Origin of the sequence: Aquabacterium sp. A3 (assembly GCF_038069945.1) — a bacterium.
In the GTDB taxonomy this organism is placed as follows: Bacteria; Pseudomonadota; Gammaproteobacteria; order Burkholderiales; family Burkholderiaceae_C; genus Aquabacterium.
This window is the reverse complement of sequence record NZ_JBBPEV010000006.1, coordinates 57,575-77,232: the sequence shown is the minus strand read 5'-3', so window position 1 is coordinate 77,232 and position 19,658 is coordinate 57,575. Positions and strand designations below refer to the sequence as shown.

At 65.2% G+C, this 19,658-nt stretch carries 16 protein-coding genes and 4 tRNA genes; 19 read left to right on the top strand and 1 reads right to left on the bottom strand.

Annotated features, from left to right (window positions below; genetic code table 11):
* Position 1: 1 nt before the first annotated feature.
* The 7 genes from WNB94_RS16105 to WNB94_RS16075 are packed head-to-tail and all read left to right on the top strand — an operon-like array spanning position 2 to position 8,526.
* Positions 2-1,234 (top strand): glycosyltransferase, encoded by a 1,233-nt coding sequence (locus tag WNB94_RS16105; RefSeq protein ID WP_341391390.1) that lies wholly within the window; start codon positions 2-4, stop codon positions 1,232-1,234.
* The gene (locus WNB94_RS16100) at positions 1,231-2,619 is read left to right on the top strand and encodes a beta-galactosidase (RefSeq protein ID WP_341391389.1); all 1,389 of its coding nucleotides are present in this window, start codon (positions 1,231-1,233) and stop codon (positions 2,617-2,619) included. Before WNB94_RS16105 ends, WNB94_RS16100 begins: the two co-directional genes overlap by 4 nt.
* The gene (locus WNB94_RS16095; protein ID WP_341391388.1) at positions 2,616-3,839 is read left to right on the top strand and encodes a glycosyltransferase family 4 protein; all 1,224 of its coding nucleotides are present in this window, start codon (positions 2,616-2,618) and stop codon (positions 3,837-3,839) included. Before WNB94_RS16100 ends, WNB94_RS16095 begins: the two co-directional genes overlap by 4 nt.
* Positions 3,839-5,242, top strand: a complete 1,404-nt coding sequence (locus WNB94_RS16090; RefSeq protein ID WP_341391387.1) for an O-antigen ligase family protein — start codon at positions 3,839-3,841, stop codon at positions 5,240-5,242. Before WNB94_RS16095 ends, WNB94_RS16090 begins: the two co-directional genes overlap by 1 nt.
* Positions 5,239-6,066: an acyltransferase gene (locus tag WNB94_RS16085; RefSeq protein ID WP_341391386.1), complete on the top strand. Its 828-nt coding sequence runs from the start codon at positions 5,239-5,241 to the stop codon at positions 6,064-6,066. The genes WNB94_RS16090 and WNB94_RS16085 overlap by 4 nt, the downstream gene beginning before the upstream one ends.
* A 10-nt stretch (positions 6,067-6,076) precedes the next feature.
* Complete coding sequence (gene murJ / locus WNB94_RS16080; RefSeq protein ID WP_341391385.1) at positions 6,077-7,492, top strand: murein biosynthesis integral membrane protein MurJ; 1,416 nt, start codon at positions 6,077-6,079, stop codon at positions 7,490-7,492.
* A complete protein-coding gene (locus tag WNB94_RS16075) occupies positions 7,489-8,526 on the top strand; it encodes an acyltransferase family protein (RefSeq protein ID WP_341391384.1) in 1,038 nt (345 codons plus the stop codon). The genes murJ and WNB94_RS16075 overlap by 4 nt, the downstream gene beginning before the upstream one ends.
* Before the next feature lie 4 nt (positions 8,527-8,530).
* Here the strand turns inward: WNB94_RS16075 and WNB94_RS16070 are convergent, their stop codons facing one another.
* Positions 8,531-9,208, bottom strand: a complete 678-nt coding sequence (locus WNB94_RS16070; RefSeq protein ID WP_341391383.1) for an outer membrane beta-barrel protein — start codon at positions 9,206-9,208, stop codon at positions 8,531-8,533.
* A 216-nt stretch (positions 9,209-9,424) separates the two neighbouring features.
* Between WNB94_RS16070 and WNB94_RS16065 the strand changes: the two genes are divergently transcribed.
* From WNB94_RS16065 to rpoB, 12 genes are all read left to right on the top strand, one after another.
* A tRNA-Tyr gene (locus WNB94_RS16065) sits at positions 9,425-9,510 on the top strand.
* 79 nt (positions 9,511-9,589) lie between these two features.
* A tRNA-Gly gene (locus tag WNB94_RS16060) sits at positions 9,590-9,663 on the top strand.
* 131 nt (positions 9,664-9,794) lie between these two features.
* A tRNA-Thr gene (locus WNB94_RS16055) sits at positions 9,795-9,869 on the top strand.
* A gap of 49 nt (positions 9,870-9,918) precedes the next feature.
* The gene (gene tuf, locus WNB94_RS16050) at positions 9,919-11,109 is read left to right on the top strand and encodes an elongation factor Tu (RefSeq protein WP_341391368.1); all 1,191 of its coding nucleotides are present in this window, start codon (positions 9,919-9,921) and stop codon (positions 11,107-11,109) included.
* A gap of 22 nt (positions 11,110-11,131) precedes the next feature.
* Positions 11,132-11,207, top strand: a tRNA-Trp gene (locus tag WNB94_RS16045).
* An 86-nt stretch (positions 11,208-11,293) separates the two neighbouring features.
* A complete protein-coding gene (secE, locus tag WNB94_RS16040) occupies positions 11,294-11,674 on the top strand; it encodes a preprotein translocase subunit SecE (protein ID WP_341391382.1) in 381 nt (126 codons plus the stop codon).
* 31 nt (positions 11,675-11,705) lie between these two features.
* The gene (gene nusG / locus WNB94_RS16035; protein ID WP_341391381.1) at positions 11,706-12,269 is read left to right on the top strand and encodes a transcription termination/antitermination protein NusG; all 564 of its coding nucleotides are present in this window, start codon (positions 11,706-11,708) and stop codon (positions 12,267-12,269) included.
* A 294-nt stretch (positions 12,270-12,563) separates the two neighbouring features.
* Positions 12,564-12,995: a 50S ribosomal protein L11 gene (gene rplK, locus WNB94_RS16030; RefSeq protein WP_341391380.1), complete on the top strand. Its 432-nt coding sequence runs from the start codon at positions 12,564-12,566 to the stop codon at positions 12,993-12,995.
* A gap of 1 nt (position 12,996) precedes the next feature.
* The gene (rplA, locus tag WNB94_RS16025; protein WP_341391379.1) at positions 12,997-13,692 is read left to right on the top strand and encodes a 50S ribosomal protein L1; all 696 of its coding nucleotides are present in this window, start codon (positions 12,997-12,999) and stop codon (positions 13,690-13,692) included.
* A 317-nt stretch (positions 13,693-14,009) separates the two neighbouring features.
* Complete coding sequence (rplJ, locus tag WNB94_RS16020) at positions 14,010-14,537, top strand: 50S ribosomal protein L10 (RefSeq protein WP_341391378.1); 528 nt, start codon at positions 14,010-14,012, stop codon at positions 14,535-14,537.
* Between the two features lie 52 nt (positions 14,538-14,589).
* Entirely contained in the window at positions 14,590-14,964 is a 375-nt protein-coding gene (rplL, locus tag WNB94_RS16015; RefSeq protein WP_341391377.1) for a 50S ribosomal protein L7/L12, read from the top strand.
* 476 nt (positions 14,965-15,440) lie between these two features.
* Complete coding sequence (gene rpoB, locus WNB94_RS16010) at positions 15,441-19,565, top strand: DNA-directed RNA polymerase subunit beta (RefSeq protein WP_341391376.1); 4,125 nt, start codon at positions 15,441-15,443, stop codon at positions 19,563-19,565.
* Positions 19,566-19,658 lie beyond the last annotated feature (93 nt).

Genomic DNA, 19,658 nt, shown 5'->3' with positions numbered 1-19,658 from the left:
CGTGAGAGTGGCCCTGTTGTCGCCCCTGCCGCCTGAGCGTACAGGCATTGCCGATTACGCGGCCCACTGGATGCAGGCCTTGCGCGCTGCGGGGGTCGAGGTGATCTGTCCCTTGCAAGGGCAGGTGATGCCGCGCTCGCTGGACGCCGCGCGGGCCTGGGTGGCCGAACGGCAATGGTCCGGGGTGGACGTCGTGCACGCCGAGTTGGGCGGCGGGCGCGATGGCGAGTTCTTCGTCATGTCGGCCCTGGCCGAACTGGCCGACCGCCCGGCCCTGTCGGTCACCGTGCACGATCCCGAACGCATCGTCTGGCGCCCGGTCAGCGCCTTGTGGCGCGCGCTCGATCGGCAGCGCTGGTTGCCGGCGTGGCTGGCCAAGGTGGCGGCGGTGCTCGTCGACCCCCACACCCTGTGGCGTGAACGGCGCCTGGCGGCCCGGCTGGACGGGCTCGTCACCCTCACCCGCACCGGCGGCGTGGCGCTGTGCAAGCGCATGCGCGTGCGGCCCGAGTCGCTGACCGTGATCCCCCATGGGGTGCTGCCCCTGCCGGCGGCCCCCTTGCCGCCGTCGTCGCCCATCAAGCTGCTGTATTTCGGCTACATCTACCAGGGCAAGGGCATCGAGGACCTGGTGGACGCCATCGGCGTCTTGCTGCGCCAACACCCCGAGCTGGCCGACCAGGTCAGCCTCACCATCGCCGGGGGCACCGCACCAGACATCGCGTTTGCCGGGGGGCGCAGCTACCTTGACGAACTGCGCGACCGGGTGGCCGCCCAGGGCTTGAGCACCCTTGTGCACTGGGAACTCGATGTCGACACGGCCTGCATCGCGCCCCTCATCCAGCAGCACCATGTGATGGTCCTGCCCTATCGCGAGTCGCGCAAGCTCTCCCTGCTGGGCCAGATGCGGGGCACCAGTGGCGCGCTGGCCTGGGCCATCGCCTGCGGCCGAGCGGTCATCACGTCCGATGCCCGGGCCTTTGCCGAAGAAATCAGCCAGGGCAACGGCCTGGCCTATCCCCAGGGTGACGTGGGCCGTCTGGCCCAGGCCTTGCACACCTTGCTGACCGAGCCCGGTCGGCTGCAGGCTTGCACGCAGGCCGCCGCCGCCGTGGCCCAAGGCCGCCTGTGGGCTCGGGTGGGCGAACAATTCGCATCCCATTTCGAGCGGCTCAGCCAGGCCCGTGTGGCCGCGGGCCGTCCTGCCCCCAAACCCTTGCGGAGGCCTGCATGACTCACTTGCCACCCGCGCCGAAGCGCCGCCAATGGATGATGCGCAGCGTGGCCGCCACGGCCGGGCTGGGTGGGCTGGGGGCCATGCCTGCCTGGGCCCTGAGCTGGCCGTGGTCGCGCCTGCCCGATCAGGTGCTTCGCCCGGCGCGCACCATCGTCTGGAAGGACTTTCTGGGCGTCAACGTCCAGTTTCAGTGGTTCCCGCCAGAGGTGGCCGAACGCCACGCCCGCGTCCTCAAAGAGCTGGATCTGCAGTGGGTGCGCATGGGCCTGCACTGGATGCTGCTGGAGCCCAAAGAGGGGCAGTTCGACCTGCAGCCCATCGACCGCATGATGAAGCTCGTGGCCGACCAGGGCTTCAAAAGCGTCGCCTACCTGATGGGCACGCCGCGTTACGCCTCCACCGTCGAGAAGGGCGACCGCTACGAGCAGTACTTCGACAAATTCCCGCCGCGCGACCCGCGCCTGTACGCCCAGCGCCTGACCTTGCTGGCCAAGCGCTACCCCCACGTTGATGTGTGGCAGGTCTGGAACGAGCCCAACATCATCGGGTTTTGGGCGCCCAAGCCCGACCCCGAAGGCTACGGGCGCATGCTGCTCACCTCGGTGCAGGCCCTGCGTGCCACCGTGCCCACCAAGCCCATCGCGATGGCCGGCATGGCCTACTTCAGCGAGATGAGCGACGGCAGTGGCCTGATGATCGAAAAGCTGGGCCGACTGGGTGCGTTCAACCTCGATGTCATCGTGCCCTACCACCCCTACACGGCGCGGGCCGAGGGCTCCGAGGCCGATCCACGAGATTTCGTCAAACGCGTGCAGCCAGCCCACCAGTGGTTGCGCGCCGCCGGTGTCAAACAGATCTGGGCCACCGAATGGGGCTGGTCCAGCTACCAGGGCCCCAAGGAAGAGCAGCCCATCGTGGGCGAAGATGGCCAGGCTGATTTCACCATCAAGCGCCTGGCCCTGATGGCCGCGCTGGACTACGACCGCATCTTTCTCTTCACCCTCACCGACCTGGACAGCCGCGCCACGGCGCGCGACCAGCATTACGGCCTGGTGCGCCTCAACGGCGAACCCAAGCCGGTGTTCCATGCGCTCAAGCGCTTCCTGTCGATTTGCGGTCCCCGCCTTGAGCCCGACACCCCACCGGCGGTGCAGGGCGCCTCGTCCGAAGGCCTGATCAGCATCGGCTGGAAGCGCCCGGACGGCACCCGTCTGTGGATGGTCTGGGCCGAGAAGGCCGGCGAGGTGCGCATCGCCGCGCCCGCGGGTGCTCAGGCCACGCTGCACCAGCCCGTGTCCGGGCAGCAACAGCGGCTGAAGGCCGCTGAGGGGCGCTGGCGGGTGCCCGTCAGCACCGCCTTGCAAATCCTGGTGATGGCATGAGCCCCTTGCGCATCCTCTGGACCTTGCCTTACCTGCCCTGGCCCGTCACCAGCGGTGGCAAGGCGCGGCAGTACCACCTCATCCGCGAGATGGCCGCGCGCGGCCACCGCATCACGCTGCTGGTGCAATCCAAGACGCTCGCCGACGAAGCCACCCGGCGTGTCCTGGGTGCCCTGTGCCATGAGCTGATCGTCTTGCCCAGGCGGCCCCTCAAGCACCCCCTGACCCTTTGGCGCGCCGCCACATCCGGCTTGCCCCTGCTCACCTCGGTCAACGGTCACGCGCCCGCCCTGAGCGCGCGTTTCGAGCAGTTGCTCGGCGCACAGCGCTGGGACATCGTCCAGGTCGAGCACAGTTACGGCTTCGAGCCCTTTGCAGGCGCACTGCGTCGCCACCGCCAGCCTTTTGTGCTGACCGAACACAACGTCGAGTCCGAACTGGGCGCCGCCACCTACGGCAAGTGGCCGGGATGGGCCCGGGGCCTGGCGGCCCTGGACCAGCGCCGTGCCCGACGCTGGGAGCGCCAGGTGCTGTCGCAGGCCACGGCCATCATCGCCGTCACGCAGGCCGATGCGCAGCAGTTGCAGGCCATCGGCGGGCGACCCACCCACGTGGTCAGCAATGGCGTCGACACCCGCGCCTTCGCCGGTGTGCAGCCCGATCCGCAGGCGCGCCGTGTGCTCTTTCTGGGCAATTACGAATACGCGCCCAATGTCGACGCCGTCGAATGGGCCCTGAGCGACATCGCTCCGCGCGTGTGGTCCGAGGCGCCCGATGTGCGCTTTTGCATCTGTGGCCACGGCATGCCGGCCAGTTGGGCCCAGCGTTTTGCCGACCCACGCATCGAATGGCGGGGTTATGTGCCCGACCTGGCCGAGGTGCAGCGCCACAGCGCGGTGTTCATGGCGCCGCTGCGGGCCGGGGGGGGCTCCAAGCTCAAGGTGCTGGAGGCCATGGCGGCCGGTCTGGCGGTGGTCTCCACCCGCGAAGGCCTGTCGGGCCTGCCGGTGCAGCACGGCGTTCAGGCCATGGCCGCCGATGACGCGCCGGCCTTTGCGCAGGCCCTGACGCAACTGCTGTCTGTGCCAACGCAGGCCCGCGCCCTGGGCGAGGCGGCGCGCCAGATGGTGCGTGACACCTTCGACTGGGCCACCGCGGCCGAACAGCTCGAGCAGGTGTATGCCAGCGTGCTGCGCCACCCCTCGGCGGAGGCCGCCTGATGTGGTCGGTGAGCCACCCCGTGCTGCTGCCTGTGGGTCTGGGCGTGGTGTTTGCTGCCCTCATGGTGCTCACCAGCCCCGTGCTGGCGGGTCTGGCCCTGGTGGCGCTGGCGGCGCTGCTGTTCATCGTCACCCAGCCCATGCGGGGCTTCTTGCTGTTTTGCCTGCTGGCCCCCGTGCTGCCCTGGATGACCGTCACCCTGGGCGTGCGCATCACCACCTCCGAGGCCTTGCTGGCGCTCACCTGGGTGGGCGTGGCCTGGAGCTGGCTCACAGGCCGCTTGCCTGGCATCACCCTGGGGCCCACCGAACGCAAGGCCGCTTACTTCCTGGCCTGGACGCTGGTCCCCCTGGTCATGGGCGCCATCCTGGTGCCCTGGGAGGGCATCCCGCCCGTCAACTGGGTGCGCTACCTGCTCAATGTCTCGCCCCTGGCCCTGTTGCCCATCCTCGCGCCCACGCCCAAAGAGCGAGAGCAGGTGGTCTTGTGCCTGCTGCTGGGCTTTGCGGCGCTCACCAGCCTGTCGCTGGGCTTTTTCCTGGCCGGCCGCGATGCCCGCTTGATGGTGCCGTTCCTGACCGCCGTGCAGTACGCCAACATCCCGGCCATCGCCGACATCTTTGGCGCCGACCCGGGCCGCATGGCCTCGCCCTGGGTGCACCCCAACTCCACCGGGGGGGCGCTGCTGCTGGCCGCGCCGCTCGGCCTGTTCTACGGCGTGGCGCACCAGGGCTGGCGCCGGGCCCTGGGCTGGTTCGTGGCCCTCACCGCGCTGGCCGGCATCGTCTTTTGTGGCTCGCGCGGGGCCCTGCTGGCCATCGCGGTGCTGGTGGGCTGGCTGGCCCTCAAGCGCGCGCCCTATGCGGGGCGGGGCATGGTGCTGGGCGTGTTGCTGGCCGTCCTGTTCGTCATGGCCTACGAGCCCGCACAGCAGCGCTTCATGTCGCTGTTCTCCAGCAACGACGTCAGCACGGGCGTCCGCCTGGAAGAGTACAAACGCTTCCCCGAAAACGCCCTGCGCCATCCCTTTGGGCTGGGCTTTGGTGCTGAAACGCCCGCCTCCTCACCCGAAAAAGACGTCTACGGCGTCTCCAACCTCTGGCTCAACTACTGGTTCAAGCTGGGCTTGCCCGGCATGGTGCTGTTCATCATGGTCACCCTGGCCTGGTGGCGCGAGGTGCGACTGCCTCTGCGCTTGCAGCACATCGGGCCCCACAACGCCATGCACATCGCCACCGTGGGCACGGTGCTTGCTGCCCTCTTCACCGGGTTCATTGACCACTACTTCAGCTTCACGCAGGTGCTCATTGCCCTGTTCTGGCTGGTGCTGGCGCTCAGCCTGCATTACGCCCGACAGCCTGCCGACACGCCATCCGCCGACCCACCGCCACGCTCGCCATGAAACACCGCATCCTCCACAGCCACAACGTGCGCGCCCGACTGGGCGACTACGCCGCGCGCCTGGGCGTGTCCGAGCCCGAGCTGCAGGCCGCCTACGACTGGTGTCTGGCCAACAACATCCTGTTTGAAAGCCAGGGCCGTGGCCCCGACGACACGGTGGTGCAGATCTGTTGTCTGGACATCCGCAAGCGCATCAGCCACCCGCTGGCCCGCCGCCTGTTCGAAACCATGTTCGACGAGGTGCCCGGGCGCAAGCTGCCGGATTACGGCAAGAACTGGCCCACGCTGGTCGACCGCATGCGCCGCGTCTGGGAGCAGGTCTACAACATGGTGATCAACAAGATCCCCAGCCACACCATCCGCATCAACTGGTTGCGCCTGGGCGGCGCCAAGATCGGCAAGGGCTCGTCCATCTGGCGCAACACCGAAGTGCTGGGCATGGAAAGCCTCGTCATCGGGGATGACACCTGCATCGCCTGGCACTGCCAGATCGACGCACGGGCCGGCCTCACCATCGGCAACCACGTCACCATCGCCTCTCACGTGCTGATCGTGGGCGGTGGCCACGACATGCAGGCCCCCGAGTTCTGGTCGGTCTCCGAGCCCATCACCATCGAAGACTGGGCCTGGATCACCTCGCGCGCCATGCTCATCCAGGGCGCCTACATCGGCGAGGGGGCGGTGGTTTCGGCCAACACCACCGTCAGCAAGCGCGTCGAGCCCTACACCATCGTGGCGGGTCTGAGCGCCAAGCCCGTGGGCCAGCGCTGCCGCAACCTCAACTACAAGGTGGGTGGGCGCAGCCTGTTTACCTTCCTGCACTGAGGACGCCGCCGTGCTGGGCGCTTCCGGGGCCTTGACCCTGGTCACTGTGGCGGGGCTGGTGGCCGGCCTGGGCCGCGAATGGTTGTTGGTGGCCCAGTGGGGCGCCGGTGCCCGCACCGACGCTTTCCTGATCGCCCTGTTCCTGCCTGAGGCCGTGCGCATGATGGTGGGCAACGGTCTGCTGTCATCGGCGGGCATGGCGCAATGGCAGCAACTGTCGGCCGACGAGCGGCCCCGTCGCCTGGCGCAGATCACCTTCGGCCTGCTGGGCATCGCCGGGCTCACCGCCTTGTTGACGGTGCTGGCGCGTGCGCCATTGATGCACGGCATCGGCCCCGGCCTTGATGCCGAGCACCTGCGTGTGGCCAGTGACGCGTTCAGCATCCTGGCGTGGTGTCTGCCGCTCTTCATTTTGCAGGGATGGTGGTCGGTGCCGCTGCATGCCGAGGGGCGCTACATCCTGCCTGGGCTGGCTTCGCTGGCCTACAACCTGCCCGCCGTCGCGTGTCTGGCCTGGATGGGGCCGCAGGCCACCGAGCAGGCCGTGGCCTGGAGTTTCGTGGCGGGCTCAGGCGTCGCCGCCTTGCTGCTGCTGCCGGCGAATCGCGCCCAGGGCCTGCGCTGGGCCCACCTGCGCTGGTCGAGCGAGGCCATGCGCCAACTGGGCCGTCAGGTCACCCCGCTGCTGGGCAGCGCCTTGCTGGGGCAGGGCGTCACCCTGCTGGAGCGGGTGGTGGCGTCCTACCTGGGCGAGGGGGTCATCACCCTGTTGAACCTGGCGCGCAAGCTGGCCAACCTGCCCCTCGTGGCGCTCACGGCCCTGTGTCAGGTGGTGCTGGGCCTCATGGCCCGCGGCGGGCACACCGAGCGCCTGGGCCTGCTGCGTCAGGGCCTGGCCGCCACCACGGTCATCACCACGCCGGCGGCCCTGGGCTTGTTGTTGTCGGCGCCGGCCATCGTGGCCTTGCTGTTTCCGGGGGTCACGGGCACCGAGCGCCTGGCCCCGCTGCTGGGCTGGTATGCGGCGGCATTGGTCATCGCCGGCTGGAACGCCCTGCTGGCCCGCTATTGCCACGCCCGGGGCGACACGCGTCTGCCCTTCCTCTGCGACCTGGGCGGCAGCGGGCTGCACGCCCTGGCCATGCCGTTGCTGGCCTGGGGCTTCGGGCTCATGGGTCTGGCGGCGGCCACCCTGGTTGGCGTGGGCGTCACGTGCGCCTTGTTGTTGCAACTCAACGGCTTGTGGCGTCAGGTGCATTTGCCGCGCATCGTGCTGTCGGCGGCACTGCCGCTGGCGCTGGGCGGCTGGCTGCTGCACAGCCTGCCTGCCGAGCCCTGGCTGCGCCTGGGCCTGTCCACGCTGGCTGGCGCGGCGTGCCTGGCCCTGGTTGGCCTGGGGCTTCGTCCCTGGCGGGCCGCCACATGAAGGCGCGCGGCAACAACTTCGACGTGCTGCGGCTGGTGGCGGCCGCCCTGGTGGCGGCCTTGCACCTCGTCGAATTGTCTGCCGCACCGGCCTTGGCAGCCACCCTGGGCTGGCTGCCCACGGCCTGGGGCTTGCCCATCTTCTTTGTCCTGAGCGGCCACCTCGTCTACGCCAGTTGGGTGCAGCGCCCCGTCCTGGCCGATTACGCCTCACGCCGTTTGCGCCGCATCGTGCCGGCCTATGTGGCGGTGGTGCTGCTGTGCGCGGCCATGGGCATGGCCCTGAGCGCGCAGTCCTGGCGTGAGTACCTGTCGGCGCCGATGTGGTGGCAGTACCTCGTGGCCAACCTGTCTTTCCTGAACTTCCTGCAGCCGCAGCTGCCCGGGGTGTTCTCCCACAACCCCGTCCCTGGCGTCGTCAACGGCTCGTTGTGGACGATCAAGGTCGAGCTCATGTTCTACGCGGCGGTCCCCGCCATCGCCTGGTCCGCCCGACGCTGGGGCACGCACCAGGTGCTGGGCGCCGGATTTCTGCTGTCGGCCCTCTGGTGGGTGGGCTTCACCGAGTGGGCCGTGCAGGGCGGGCGCCCGGTTGGCCACGAACTGGCCAAGCAGATGCCGGGGCAACTGATGTACTTTCTGGCTGGCGCGTGGGCCTGGTGTCACCGCGAAACCCTGCTGCGGTGGCGACACCGTGTCGGTGCGGTAGGGCTGCTGATCCTGTGTCTGGTGGCGGCCCGGGACGGACATCCCACCCAGGGGGCCGATGTGTGGGACATTCTGGCCCCCATCGGCTTGACGGCGGCCGTGATGTGGCTGGCCCTGGTGGTGCGGCCCGTCGCCGCCCTGCAGCCCAGGCACGACCTGTCTTATGGGCTCTACCTCTGGCACTTCCCGGTGATCCAGGCCTGTGTGGCCACAGGCCTGCTGGCCTGGTCGGTCTGGCTCGGGGCCCTGGCCGCCCTGGTGCTCACGGTCGTGCTCGCATGGGCATCATGGCGCCTGATCGAGGCGCCGGCCTTGCGTCACCGCTGAGGGGTCAGCGCAGGTACCACACGCTCAAGATGCCGAAGTGGTCGCCGCGAAACTTCAGCGACTTGTCTACATCGAACTCTTCACCGAACCTTGCGCGCGTTGGTTGGTACGTCTCGGCCACATACCTGGCACGCAGGCCCCAGTTAGGCGTCAACTCATACTCGGATTCCAAGATCAGGCCAAGGTTGCTGCGAAAGCGAAAATCCCCGCTGCATCGAGCAGAGCCATCACTCAAGAGCTTCGTGCAGGCACCTTCGTTGAAGCGCAGCGAGGCGTAAGCCGCCTTGCGAACGCCGAAGCCGATTCGGAACTGTGGGCTCACCCTCCAATGTCCCACAAGCTCAACGGGGATCCGCCGAAACTCCACGGCCTCATTGTCGAGGCCGCCAACGCCATCACCCTGGTACGCCACAGCAATCTGCATCGAGAAGGGCGAGCGGCCGAACGCCAACTCCAGGCCAGCTCTCAGATCAATGCCCGATCCCGCTTGCACACGCTCTTCATAACGAACATTGGTGCCAACAGTCACCAGCGTGACGTCTTGAAGATTGTCTCCACCCCAGCCATAGCCTATGCCCAGCAGAGGCCGCAGGCGCACCCCGTCGACGCTTTGGGCTGATGCCACCGGCGATGACAACAGCAGGCTGGCCGCAACGCCTGCGGCCCCGATGAACTTGATCATGGTCACACTCCCTCATGGATGAAGATCATGCCGGCCAGTGCTTGGCACGCGTTGGTCCGGGCACGCCCTGCCAGTATCCCTCCCTGACGAAGGGGATGCACGCCGCGCCCCCGCAAGAGGGGCGAGGGTGTTCCACCGGCGTGCAAGAAACACACAGTTTTTTGCGAACGGATTGAGGCGGTCTTGAAAGCTGTGCTAAAGTCTAGGGCTTGCCTTGGAGGGGTGCCCGAGTGGCTAAAGGGGGCAGACTGTAAATCTGTTGGCTTACGCCTACGCTGGTTCGAATCCAGCCTCCTCCACCAGGCAACACCTGACGACGGTCATGGTGCATCGTCACTCGCGGTGCATCTGTAAGGCGTCTGGAATGTGGATCACTCCCGGGCGGGAGTAGTTCAATGGTAGAACCTTAGCCTTCCAAGCTAATGACGCGGGTTCGATTCCCGTCTCCCGCTCCAAGGTTCAAGGAACTGACACATTCCGTGTGGTAGAGTCGCGGTCTTCGCATCAGGGTGCGTGCTTCAGCATGCGCCAGGTCGGCACCGGTTTGAACGCCAGCAACTGGCTGTGCGTTCAAACCCGTGTCGATGCCCATGTGGCTCAGTGGTAGAGCACTCCCTTGGTAAGGGAGAGGTCGGCAGTTCGATCCTGCCCATGGGCACCACACCTCTTTCATCCATCGGCTCACTTCAGGATCGCTAGGAGCGAGAATCATGTCCAAGGAAAAGTTCGAACGGACCAAGCCGCACGTCAACGTGGGCACCATCGGTCACGTTGACCACGGCAAGACCACCCTGACGGCTGCCATCGCGACCGTTCTGTCGAAGAAGTTCGGCGGCGAAGCCAAGGCCTACGACCAGATCGATGCAGCGCCTGAAGAAAAGGCCCGCGGCATCACCATCAACACCGCCCACGTTGAGTACGAAACGGCCAACCGCCACTACGCTCACGTGGACTGCCCTGGTCACGCCGACTACGTCAAGAACATGATCACCGGTGCCGCCCAGATGGACGGCGCCATCCTGGTGTGCTCGGCCGCTGACGGCCCGATGCCCCAGACGCGTGAACACATCCTGCTGAGCCGCCAGGTGGGCGTGCCTTACATCATCGTCTTCCTGAACAAGGCCGACATGGTGGACGACGCCGAGCTGCTGGAGCTGGTGGAAATGGAAGTGCGCGAGCTCTTGAGCAAGTACGACTTCCCTGGCGACGACACCCCGATCATCAAGGGTTCGGCCAAGCTGGCGCTGGAAGGCGACACGGGCGAGCTGGGCGAGCAAGCCATCATGGCCCTGGCCGACGCACTGGACAGCTACATCCCCACGCCTGAGCGCGCTGTGGACGGCACCTTCCTGATGCCTGTGGAAGACGTGTTCTCGATCTCGGGTCGCGGCACCGTGGTGACCGGCCGTATCGAGCGCGGCGTGATCAAGGTTGGTGAAGAAATCGAAATCGTCGGTATCGCTGCCACCCAGAAGACCACCTGCACGGGCGTGGAAATGTTCCGCAAGCTGCTGGACCAAGGTCAAGCTGGCGACAACGTGGGCATCCTGCTGCGCGGCACCAAGCGTGAAGACGTTCAGCGCGGTCAGGTGCTGTGCAAGCCGGGTTCGATCACCCCGCACACCCACTTCACCGGCGAAATCTACGTTCTGAGCAAGGACGAAGGCGGCCGTCACACGCCGTTCTTCAACAACTACCGTCCTCAGTTCTACTTCCGCACGACCGACGTGACCGGTTCCATCGAGCTGCCCGCCGACAAGGAAATGGTCATGCCTGGCGACAACGTGTCGATCACCGTCAAGCTGATCGCCCCGATCGCCATGGAAGAAGGTCTGCGTTTCGCCATCCGTGAAGGCGGTCGCACCGTCGGCGCCGGCGTGGTTGCCAAGATCCTCGACTGATCGTCGGGTCACCGGTTTCAGCAGGGGTATAGCTCAATTGGCAGAGCGTCGGTCTCCAAAACCGAAGGTTGGGGGTTCGATTCCCTCTGCCCCTGCCACCTGTTGACCGTCAACGCTGTATCAACAGCAGCCCGCAGAGCCTGACAGGCTTCGCGGGCTTTGCTGCCTCAAACATCCCATTCCCATGTCCACTCAGCAAGCCGAAACCGTCACTACGAGCGCCGACAAGGCCAAGCTGGCTGCCGCCGGGCTGCTGGTGGTTGGAGGTGTGGCCGTCTTCTACCTGCTGGGCCAGCAAGACCTGTGGGTGCGCGTGCTGTCGCTGCTGGTGTTGATGGCCGCTGCCGTGGGCGTTTTTCTCACGTCGGCGCAGGGCAAGGAGCTGATTGCCTTTGGGCAAGACTCCGTCAAGGAGCTGCGCAAGGTCGTCTGGCCTTCCCGTCCAGAGGCCACCCAGATGACGCTGTACGTGTTCATCTTCGTGGTGGTGATGGCGCTGTTCCTGTGGCTCACCGACAAGGCGCTGGAATGGGCGCTTTACAGCCTGATCCTGGGCTGGAAGTGATTTTTTCTGAATCCAAAGCGAGGTTGAACCCATGAGCGACGCCCAAACCGCCCCCACCACCGCACCCTTGCGCTGGTATGTGGTGCATGCCTATTCGGGCATGGAGAAGGCTGTCGAGCGCAACCTGCGTGAGCGCATCGACCGCGCTGGCATGCAAGACCAGTTCGGCCGCATCCTGGTGCCCACCGAAGAGGTCGTCGAGGTCAAGAACGGCAAGAAGTCCGTGACCGAGCGCCGCTTCTTCCCGGGCTACGTGCTGGTCGAGATGGTCATGTCCGACGACACCTGGCACCTGGTCAAGAACACCTCCAAGGTGACCGGTTTTGTGGGCGGCGCCCGCAACCGTCCTTCCCCCATCTCGGAAGACGAGGTCATGAAGATCGTCAACCAGATGCAGGAAGGCATCGAGAAGCCCCGGCCCAAGGTCGAGTGGGAAGTGGGTGAGGTCGTTCGCGTCAAGGAAGGCCCGTTCACCGACTTCAATGGTTCGATCGAAGACGTCAACTACGAGAAATCCAAGCTGCGCGTGTCGGTCACCATCTTCGGACGCGCCACGCCGGTCGAACTCGATTTCCACCAGGTCGAGAAGATCTGAGTCGGCATCCCGACGCATCGCAAGGCCCCTCCGGGGCCTTTTTTGTTGCCTGCGCCGCGCGGGGACTTGCCAAGCGGGCAGGCCACGTCATACAATCGCAGGCTTTCCCCCGTTGAGGGTGGTTGTGCCGTGGCTGAGCCAGGGCATGAGCAGATCAGCCGTCACCAGCCGCGAACGAGACCAGCGGCATGAGGAGCCCGACCCCGCCGCCTGAGCCATTTCAGCCGGCAGCGACAGTACGGCGTTAGCACTCGACCACACCGGCAGGCCGTCGGCGTGGCTCTAGGAGAAAACATGGCCAAGAAAATTGTCGGCTTCGTCAAGCTGCAAATCCCGGCCGGCAAGGCGAACCCTTCGCCTCCCGTCGGTCCCGCGCTGGGTCAGCGTGGTCTGAACATCATGGAGTTCTGCAAGGCGTTCAACGCCCAGACTCAAGGGATGGAGCCAGGTCTGGTTCTGCCCGTGGTGATCACCGCCTACGCAGACAAGTCCTTCACCTTCGTTCTGAAGACGCCTCCGGCCACCGTGCTGCTGAAGAAGGCTGCCAAGATCGACAAGGGCTCGGCCCGTCCCCAGGCTGACAAGGTCGGCAAGCTGACCCGCGCCCAGCTGGAAGAAATCGCCAAGACCAAGCAGAAGGACCTGACCGCCGCCGATCTGGACGCCGCTGTGCGCACGATCGCTGGTTCTGCCCGTTCGATGGGCATCATCGTGGAGGGCGTGTGAGATGGCCAAGCTGACCAAAAAGCAAAAGGCCCTCCAGGGCAAGATTGAAACCACCAAGCTGTACGCCATCGACGAGGCCCTGAGCCTGGTCAAAGAGTGCGCCACCGCCAAGTTCGATGAGTCCATCGACGTGGCCGTGCAACTCGGCGTGGACGCCAAGAAGTCGGACCAGGTGGTTCGTGGTGCTGTCGTGCTGCCCAACGGCACCGGCAAGACCAAGCGCGTGGCGGTGTTCGCCCAGGGCGCGAAGGCTGAAGAAGCCAAGGCCGCTGGTGCCGACGTCGTCGGCATGGAAGACCTGGCTGAGCGCGTGAAGGCTGGCGACATGCCCTTCGACGTGGTCATCGCCTCGCCCGACACCATGCGTGTGGTCGGTACCCTGGGCCAGATCCTGGGTCCCCGTGGCCTGATGCCCAACCCCAAGGTCGGCACCGTCACCCCCGACGTCGCCACCGCCGTGAAGAACGCCAAGGCCGGTCAGGTGCAGTTCCGTGTCGACAAGGCCGGCATCATCCACGGCACCATCGGTCTGCGCTCGTTCGACTCCGACAAGCTCAAGGGCAACCTGGCCGCGCTGCTGGACGCTCTGAACAAGTCCAAGCCGGCCTCGAGCAAGGGCGTGTACCTGCGCAAGGTCGCCGTGTCGTCCACCATGGGTGTGGGCGTCCGCGTGGACGTGGGCAGCATCGCTCCTTGATGAAGAATCTGCCGGTTTCAGCGCGTGCGCTGAGGCTGGCCGGATCCCGCGCGAGTCTGGCGCGGTGATCCGACAAGATTGGTGGGCTGTCTCTGCAAAGGGGCAGGCCATCCAAGACCGTAGGCGCAACGCCTGTTGGCAGTATCGCAGCGTTGCTTAATCGCAAGGCCTACGCAGATGGCGCACCCGCTGTGCTGGTATGTGCCCGACGTCCTGTCGGGCGGGTTCCGGAGACAGAAGGTCGCTGATTAAGGGTGTGCCTGGCGGCGTCATCCCCCGTGGGGTGGTGTCAATGGGCATGTTTGAAGGAGTAGACCTTGAGTCTCAATCGCAACGAAAAAGAAGCCGTCATCGCTGAAGTGGCTGCCCAGGCGGGCAAGGCACAGACGCTTGCACTGGCCGAGTACCGCGGACTCACGGTGGCCCAGCTGGACCAGCTGCGCAAGAACGCTCGCGAGCAAGGTGTGTATCTTCACGTGCTGAAGAACACCCTGGCCCGCCGCGCTGTTGCCGGTACGTCCTTCGAAGTGGCTGCCGAGAGCATGAGCGGCCCGTTGATCTATGGTTTCTCGGAAGATGCCGTGGCTGCTGCCAAGGTGATCGCCGACTTTGCCAAGACCAACGACAAGCTGGTCATCAAGGCCGGCGCCTACGCAGGCAAGGCCCTGGACGCCAATGGCGTCAAGTCCCTGGCCTCCATCCCGAGCAAGGAAGTGCTGCTGGCCCAGATCTGTGGCCTGCTGCAATCGCCGATCTCGGGCCTGGCTCGCGTGCTGGCTGCCGTCGGCGAACAAAAGGGTGGTGGCGCAGCCGCTCCCGCAGAGGCCGAAGCCCCTGCCGCCTGATCAACCGCGCTCATCCGCATTCATTCAATTCAACGATATTTAGGAACCCAAAATGGCATTCGATAAAGACGCATTCCTGACCGCCCTGGACAGCATGTCCGTGATGGAGCTCAACGAGCTGGTCAAGGCCATCGAAGAGAAGTTCGGCGTGTCTGCTGCCGCCATGGCCGCTCCCGCTGCTGGCGGTGGCGCTGCTGCCCCGGCCGCTGAAGAGAAGACCGAATTCAACGTCGTGCTGACCGAAGCCGGCGCCAACAAGGTTGGCGTCATCAAGGCCGTGCGCGAAATCACCGGCCTGGGTCTGAAGGAAGCCAAGGACCTGGTCGACGGCGCTCCCAAGAACGTCAAGGAAGGCGTGGCCAAGGCCGACGCCGAAGCCGCTGTCAAGAAGCTGGTGGAAGCCGGCGCCAAGGCCGAACTCAAGTAATTCGACCTCGGTGGCGTCACCGGCCTTGTGCCGGGGGCGCCCTGACCACCAAAGCCGCCTTCGGGCGGCTTTTTTTTGCGTTGGTGACGGACTCAGGGCGGGCGCTGGCCTGGCGGTCGGCGCCACCCTGACTGCACTGAATGGGTATTTATGCAGTGTTGACAAGAATGTGTTAATATGGTCGGTTCGAGTGTTCTCTGATCCGACTGCGGAGAACCGGTTTGGTCGAGCCTTCATCCGATGCGGACGCCTTGCATGGTTTCATGGGGTCCGTTTGGCGCATGGGGGTTGTCAGCCAGCGGTTGGTAGTGGCCAACCACCAAGCCTCGAGGGCCCTCTGAGGTCTGCAGCACCCTGCAGGCTTCGGTGGGTCCGAATGGCCAGTCGCCGAACGCACAGCCTTTCCTGGTCCGGCCAGACCGCGAAACGGCCCGTATTCGAAACGAAGCCTGCCCAGGCTTCGAAACGGAGAGTTTATGGCGCAAGCAACCCCCTACAGCTACACCGAACGCAAGCGAATCCGCAAGAGTTTCGCCAAGCGCGGCAGCGTGCTGAATGTTCCTTACCTGCTCACCATGCAGAAGGAGTCTTATGTGGCATTCCTGCAAAAGGAAGTGCCACCGCAGCAGCGCAAGCCCGAAGGCCTGCAGGCCGCGTTCCTGTCTGCGTTCCCGATTGTTTCGCACAACGGGTTCGTGGAGATGAAGTTCATCGAATACAACATCGCCAAACCGGCATTCGATGAGCGTGAGTGTCAGCTCCGGGGTCTGACCTTTGCAGCGGCCGTGCGCGCCCGCCTGCAGATGATCATTTACGACCGCGAAACCTCCACCAGCCAGTCCAAGGTGGTCAAAGAGGTCAAGGAGCAAGAGGTCTACATGGGCGAAGTGCCCCTGATGACCGACAACGGCTCGTTCATCATCAACGGTACCGAGCGCGTCATCGTGTCGCAGCTGCACCGTTCGCCTGGCGTGTTCTTCGAGCACGACAAGGGCAAGACCCACTCGTCGGGCAAGCTGCTGTTCAGCGCCCGCATCATTCCCTACCGTGGCTCCTGGCTCGACTTCGAATTCGACCCGAAGGACCTGCTGTACTTCCGCGTGGACCGTCGCCGCAAGATGCCGGTGACGACCCTGCTGAAGGCCATCGGCATGAACAACGAGCAGATCCTGGAAACCTTCTTCCAGTTCGATCATGTCAAGTTGATGGACGCCGGCGCCCAGCTGGCCTTCGTGCCCGAGCGCTTCAAGGGCGAAGTGGCCCGCTTTGACATCACCGACAAGGGCGGCAACGTCGTCGTCGAGAAGGACAAGCGCATCACGGCACGCCACACCCGCGCCCTGGAGCAGTCCGGCACCACGCACCTGAGCGTGCCCGAAGACTTCCTGCTGGGTCGCGTGCTGGCCAAGAACCAGATCGACCCGGACACGGGTGAGATCATCGCCAAGGCCAATGAAGAGCTGACCGAAACGCTGCTCAAGAAGCTGCGCAGCGCCGGCATCAAGGACCTGGAAATCCTCTTCACCAACGAGCTGGACCAAGGCGGCTACATCAGCCAGACCCTGTCCACCGACGAAACGGCCGATGAGCTGGCTGCCCGTGTAGCCATCTACCGCATGATGCGCCCCGGCGAGCCGCCGACCGAGGACGCCGTCCAGGCCCTGTTCCAGCGCCTGTTCTACTCCGAAGACACGTACGATCTGTCGCGCGTGGGCCGCATGAAGTTCAACGCCCGTGTGGGCCGCGACGAAGCCACCGGCAAGATGACGCTGTCCAACGACGACATCCTGGCCGTGGTCAAGATCCTCGTCGAGCTGCGCAATGGCCGTGGCGAAGTCGACGACATCGATCACCTGGGCAACCGCCGTGTGCGTTGTGTGGGTGAACTGGCCGAGAACCAATACCGTTCCGGTCTGGCCCGCATCGAGAAGGCCGTGAAGGAGCGTCTGGGCCAGGCCGAGACCGAGGCCCTGATGCCGCACGATCTGATCAACTCCAAGCCGATTTCTGCGGCCCTGAAGGAGTTCTTCGGTGCGTCGCAGCTGTCGCAGTTCATGGACCAGACCAACCCCCTGTCCGAGATCACGCACAAGCGTCGCGTCTCGGCCCTGGGCCCGGGCGGTCTGACCCGCGAGCGTGCCGGCTTCGAAGTGCGCGACGTGCACCCGACCCACTACGGTCGCGTGTGCCCGATCGAAACGCCAGAAGGCCCGAACATCGGTCTGATCAACTCGCTGGCCCTGTACGCCCAGCTCAACGAGTACGGCTTCCTGGAGACGCCGTACCGTCGCGTGGTGGACAGCAAGGTCACGAACCAGATCGACTACCTGTCGGCCATCGAAGAAGCCAAGTACATCATCGCCCAGGCCAACGCCTCGCTGGACGCCGACGGTCGCCTGTCGGACGAGCTGGTGTCGGCCCGTGAGCATGGTGAATCGGTGCTGACCAGCCCCGAGCGCATCCAGTACATGGACGTGGCCCCGACCCAGATCGTGTCGGTGGCGGCCTCGCTCGTGCCCTTCCTGGAGCACGATGACGCGAACCGCGCACTGATGGGCGCCAACATGCAACGTCAAGCGGTGCCGACCCTGCGCCCTGAAAAGGCGTTCGTGGGCACCGGCGTCGAGCGCGTGGCGGCCGTTGACTCGGGTACCGTGGTCACCGCCAAGCGCGGTGGCATCGTCGACTATGTCGACACCAACCGCATCGTGATCCGTGTCAACGATGACGAGACCGTGGCCGGTGAGGTCGGTGTCGACATCTACAACCTGATCAAGTACCAGCGTTCCAACCAGAACACCAACATCCACCAGCGTCCCATCGTCAACCGTGGCGACATCGTGGCCAAGGGTGACGTGGTGGCCGACGGCGCTTCGACCGACCTGGGCGAACTGGCCCTGGGTCAGAACATGCTCGTGGCCTTCATGCCCTGGAACGGCTACAACTTCGAAGACTCGATCCTGATCTCCGAACGCGTGGTGGCTGAAGACCGTTACACCTCGATCCACATCGAAGAGCTGGTGGTCATGGCCCGTGACACCAAGCTGGGCTCGGAAGAAATCACCCGCGACATCCCGAACCTGTCCGAGCACCAACTGGCGCGTCTGGACGAGTCGGGCATCGTCTACATCGGTGCCGAAGTCGGCCCCGGCGACGTGCTGGTCGGCAAGGTGACCCCCAAGGGCGAAACCACGCTGACCCCGGAAGAAAAGCTGCTGCGCGCGATCTTCGGCGAGAAGGCGTCCGACGTGAAGGACACCTCGCTGCGTGTGGACCAAGGCACCAGCGGCACCGTCATCGACGTGCAGGTCTTCACCCGCGAGGGCATCCAGCGTGACAAGCGCGCCCAGCAGATCATCGACGATGAACTCAAGCGCTTCCGCCTGGACCTCAACGACCAGCTGCGCATCGTGGAGGCCGACGCCTTCGACCGGATCAAGAAGCTGCTGATCGGCAAGGTGGCCAATGGCGGCCCCAACAAGTTGGCCAAGGGCACCACGCTCGATGACGCCTACCTGTCCTCGGTGGACCGCTTCCACTGGTTCGACATCCGTCCTGAAGACGGCGAACTGGCCAACCAGCTGGAGTCCATCAAGAACTCGCTGGAGCAGACCCGTCACAGCTTCGACCTGGCGTTTGAAGAAAAGCGCAAGAAGCTGACCCAGGGCGACGAGCTGCCCGCGGGCGTGCTGAAGATGGTCAAGGTGCACCTGGCCGTCAAACGCCGTCTGCAGCCTGGCGACAAGATGGCCGGCCGTCACGGCAACAAGGGCGTGGTCTCCAAGATCGTGCCGGTGGAAGACATGCCCTACATGGCCGATGGCACCCCGTGTGACATCGTGCTGAACCCACTGGGCGTGCCTTCGCGGATGAACGTGGGTCAGGTGCTGGAAGTTCACCTGGGCTGGGCTGGCAAGGGCATTGGTCAGCGCATCGGCGACATGCTGCAGCGCGAAGCCGCCATGTCCGAGCTGCGCAAGTTCCTGGACCAGCTCTACAACCAGTCGGGCAAGAAGGAAGACATCGACTCTCTGACCGACGAGCAAGTGCGCTCGATGGCCGAGAACCTGTCGAAGGGCGCCACGTTTGCCACGCCGGTGTTCGACGGTGCCAAGGAAGAAGAGATCCGCGGCATGCTGCAGCTGGCCTACCCGGCCGACATCGCCAAGGCCAAGGGCCTCACGCCCACCCGCACGCAGGCTGTTCTGCATGATGGGCGCACGGGTGATGCCTTCGAGCGTCCGGTCACCGTGGGCTACATGCACGTGCTGAAGCTGCACCACTTGGTCGATGACAAGATGCACGCCCGCTCCACCGGTCCTTACAGTCTGGTCACGCAGCAGCCGCTGGGTGGTAAGGCGCAGTTCGGTGGTCAGCGCTTCGGTGAAATGGAAGTGTGGGCACTGGAAGCCTACGGCGCCTCGTACGTGCTGCAAGAAATGCTCACCGTCAAGTCCGATGACGTCAACGGCCGCACCAAGGTCTACGAGAACATCGTCAAGGGCGAGCATTCGATCGACGCCGGCATGCCGGAGTCGTTCAACGTGCTGGTCAAGGAAATCCGCTCGCTGGGCATTGACATCGAATTGGAAAAGAACTGAGCATGAAGCGCCCATGCCACGCCAAGCGGCGTTGATCGGTCGGTTGCATAGCGCTGCTATGCGGCCCTCCCTCTCGCCTTGCCTGGCATGCCA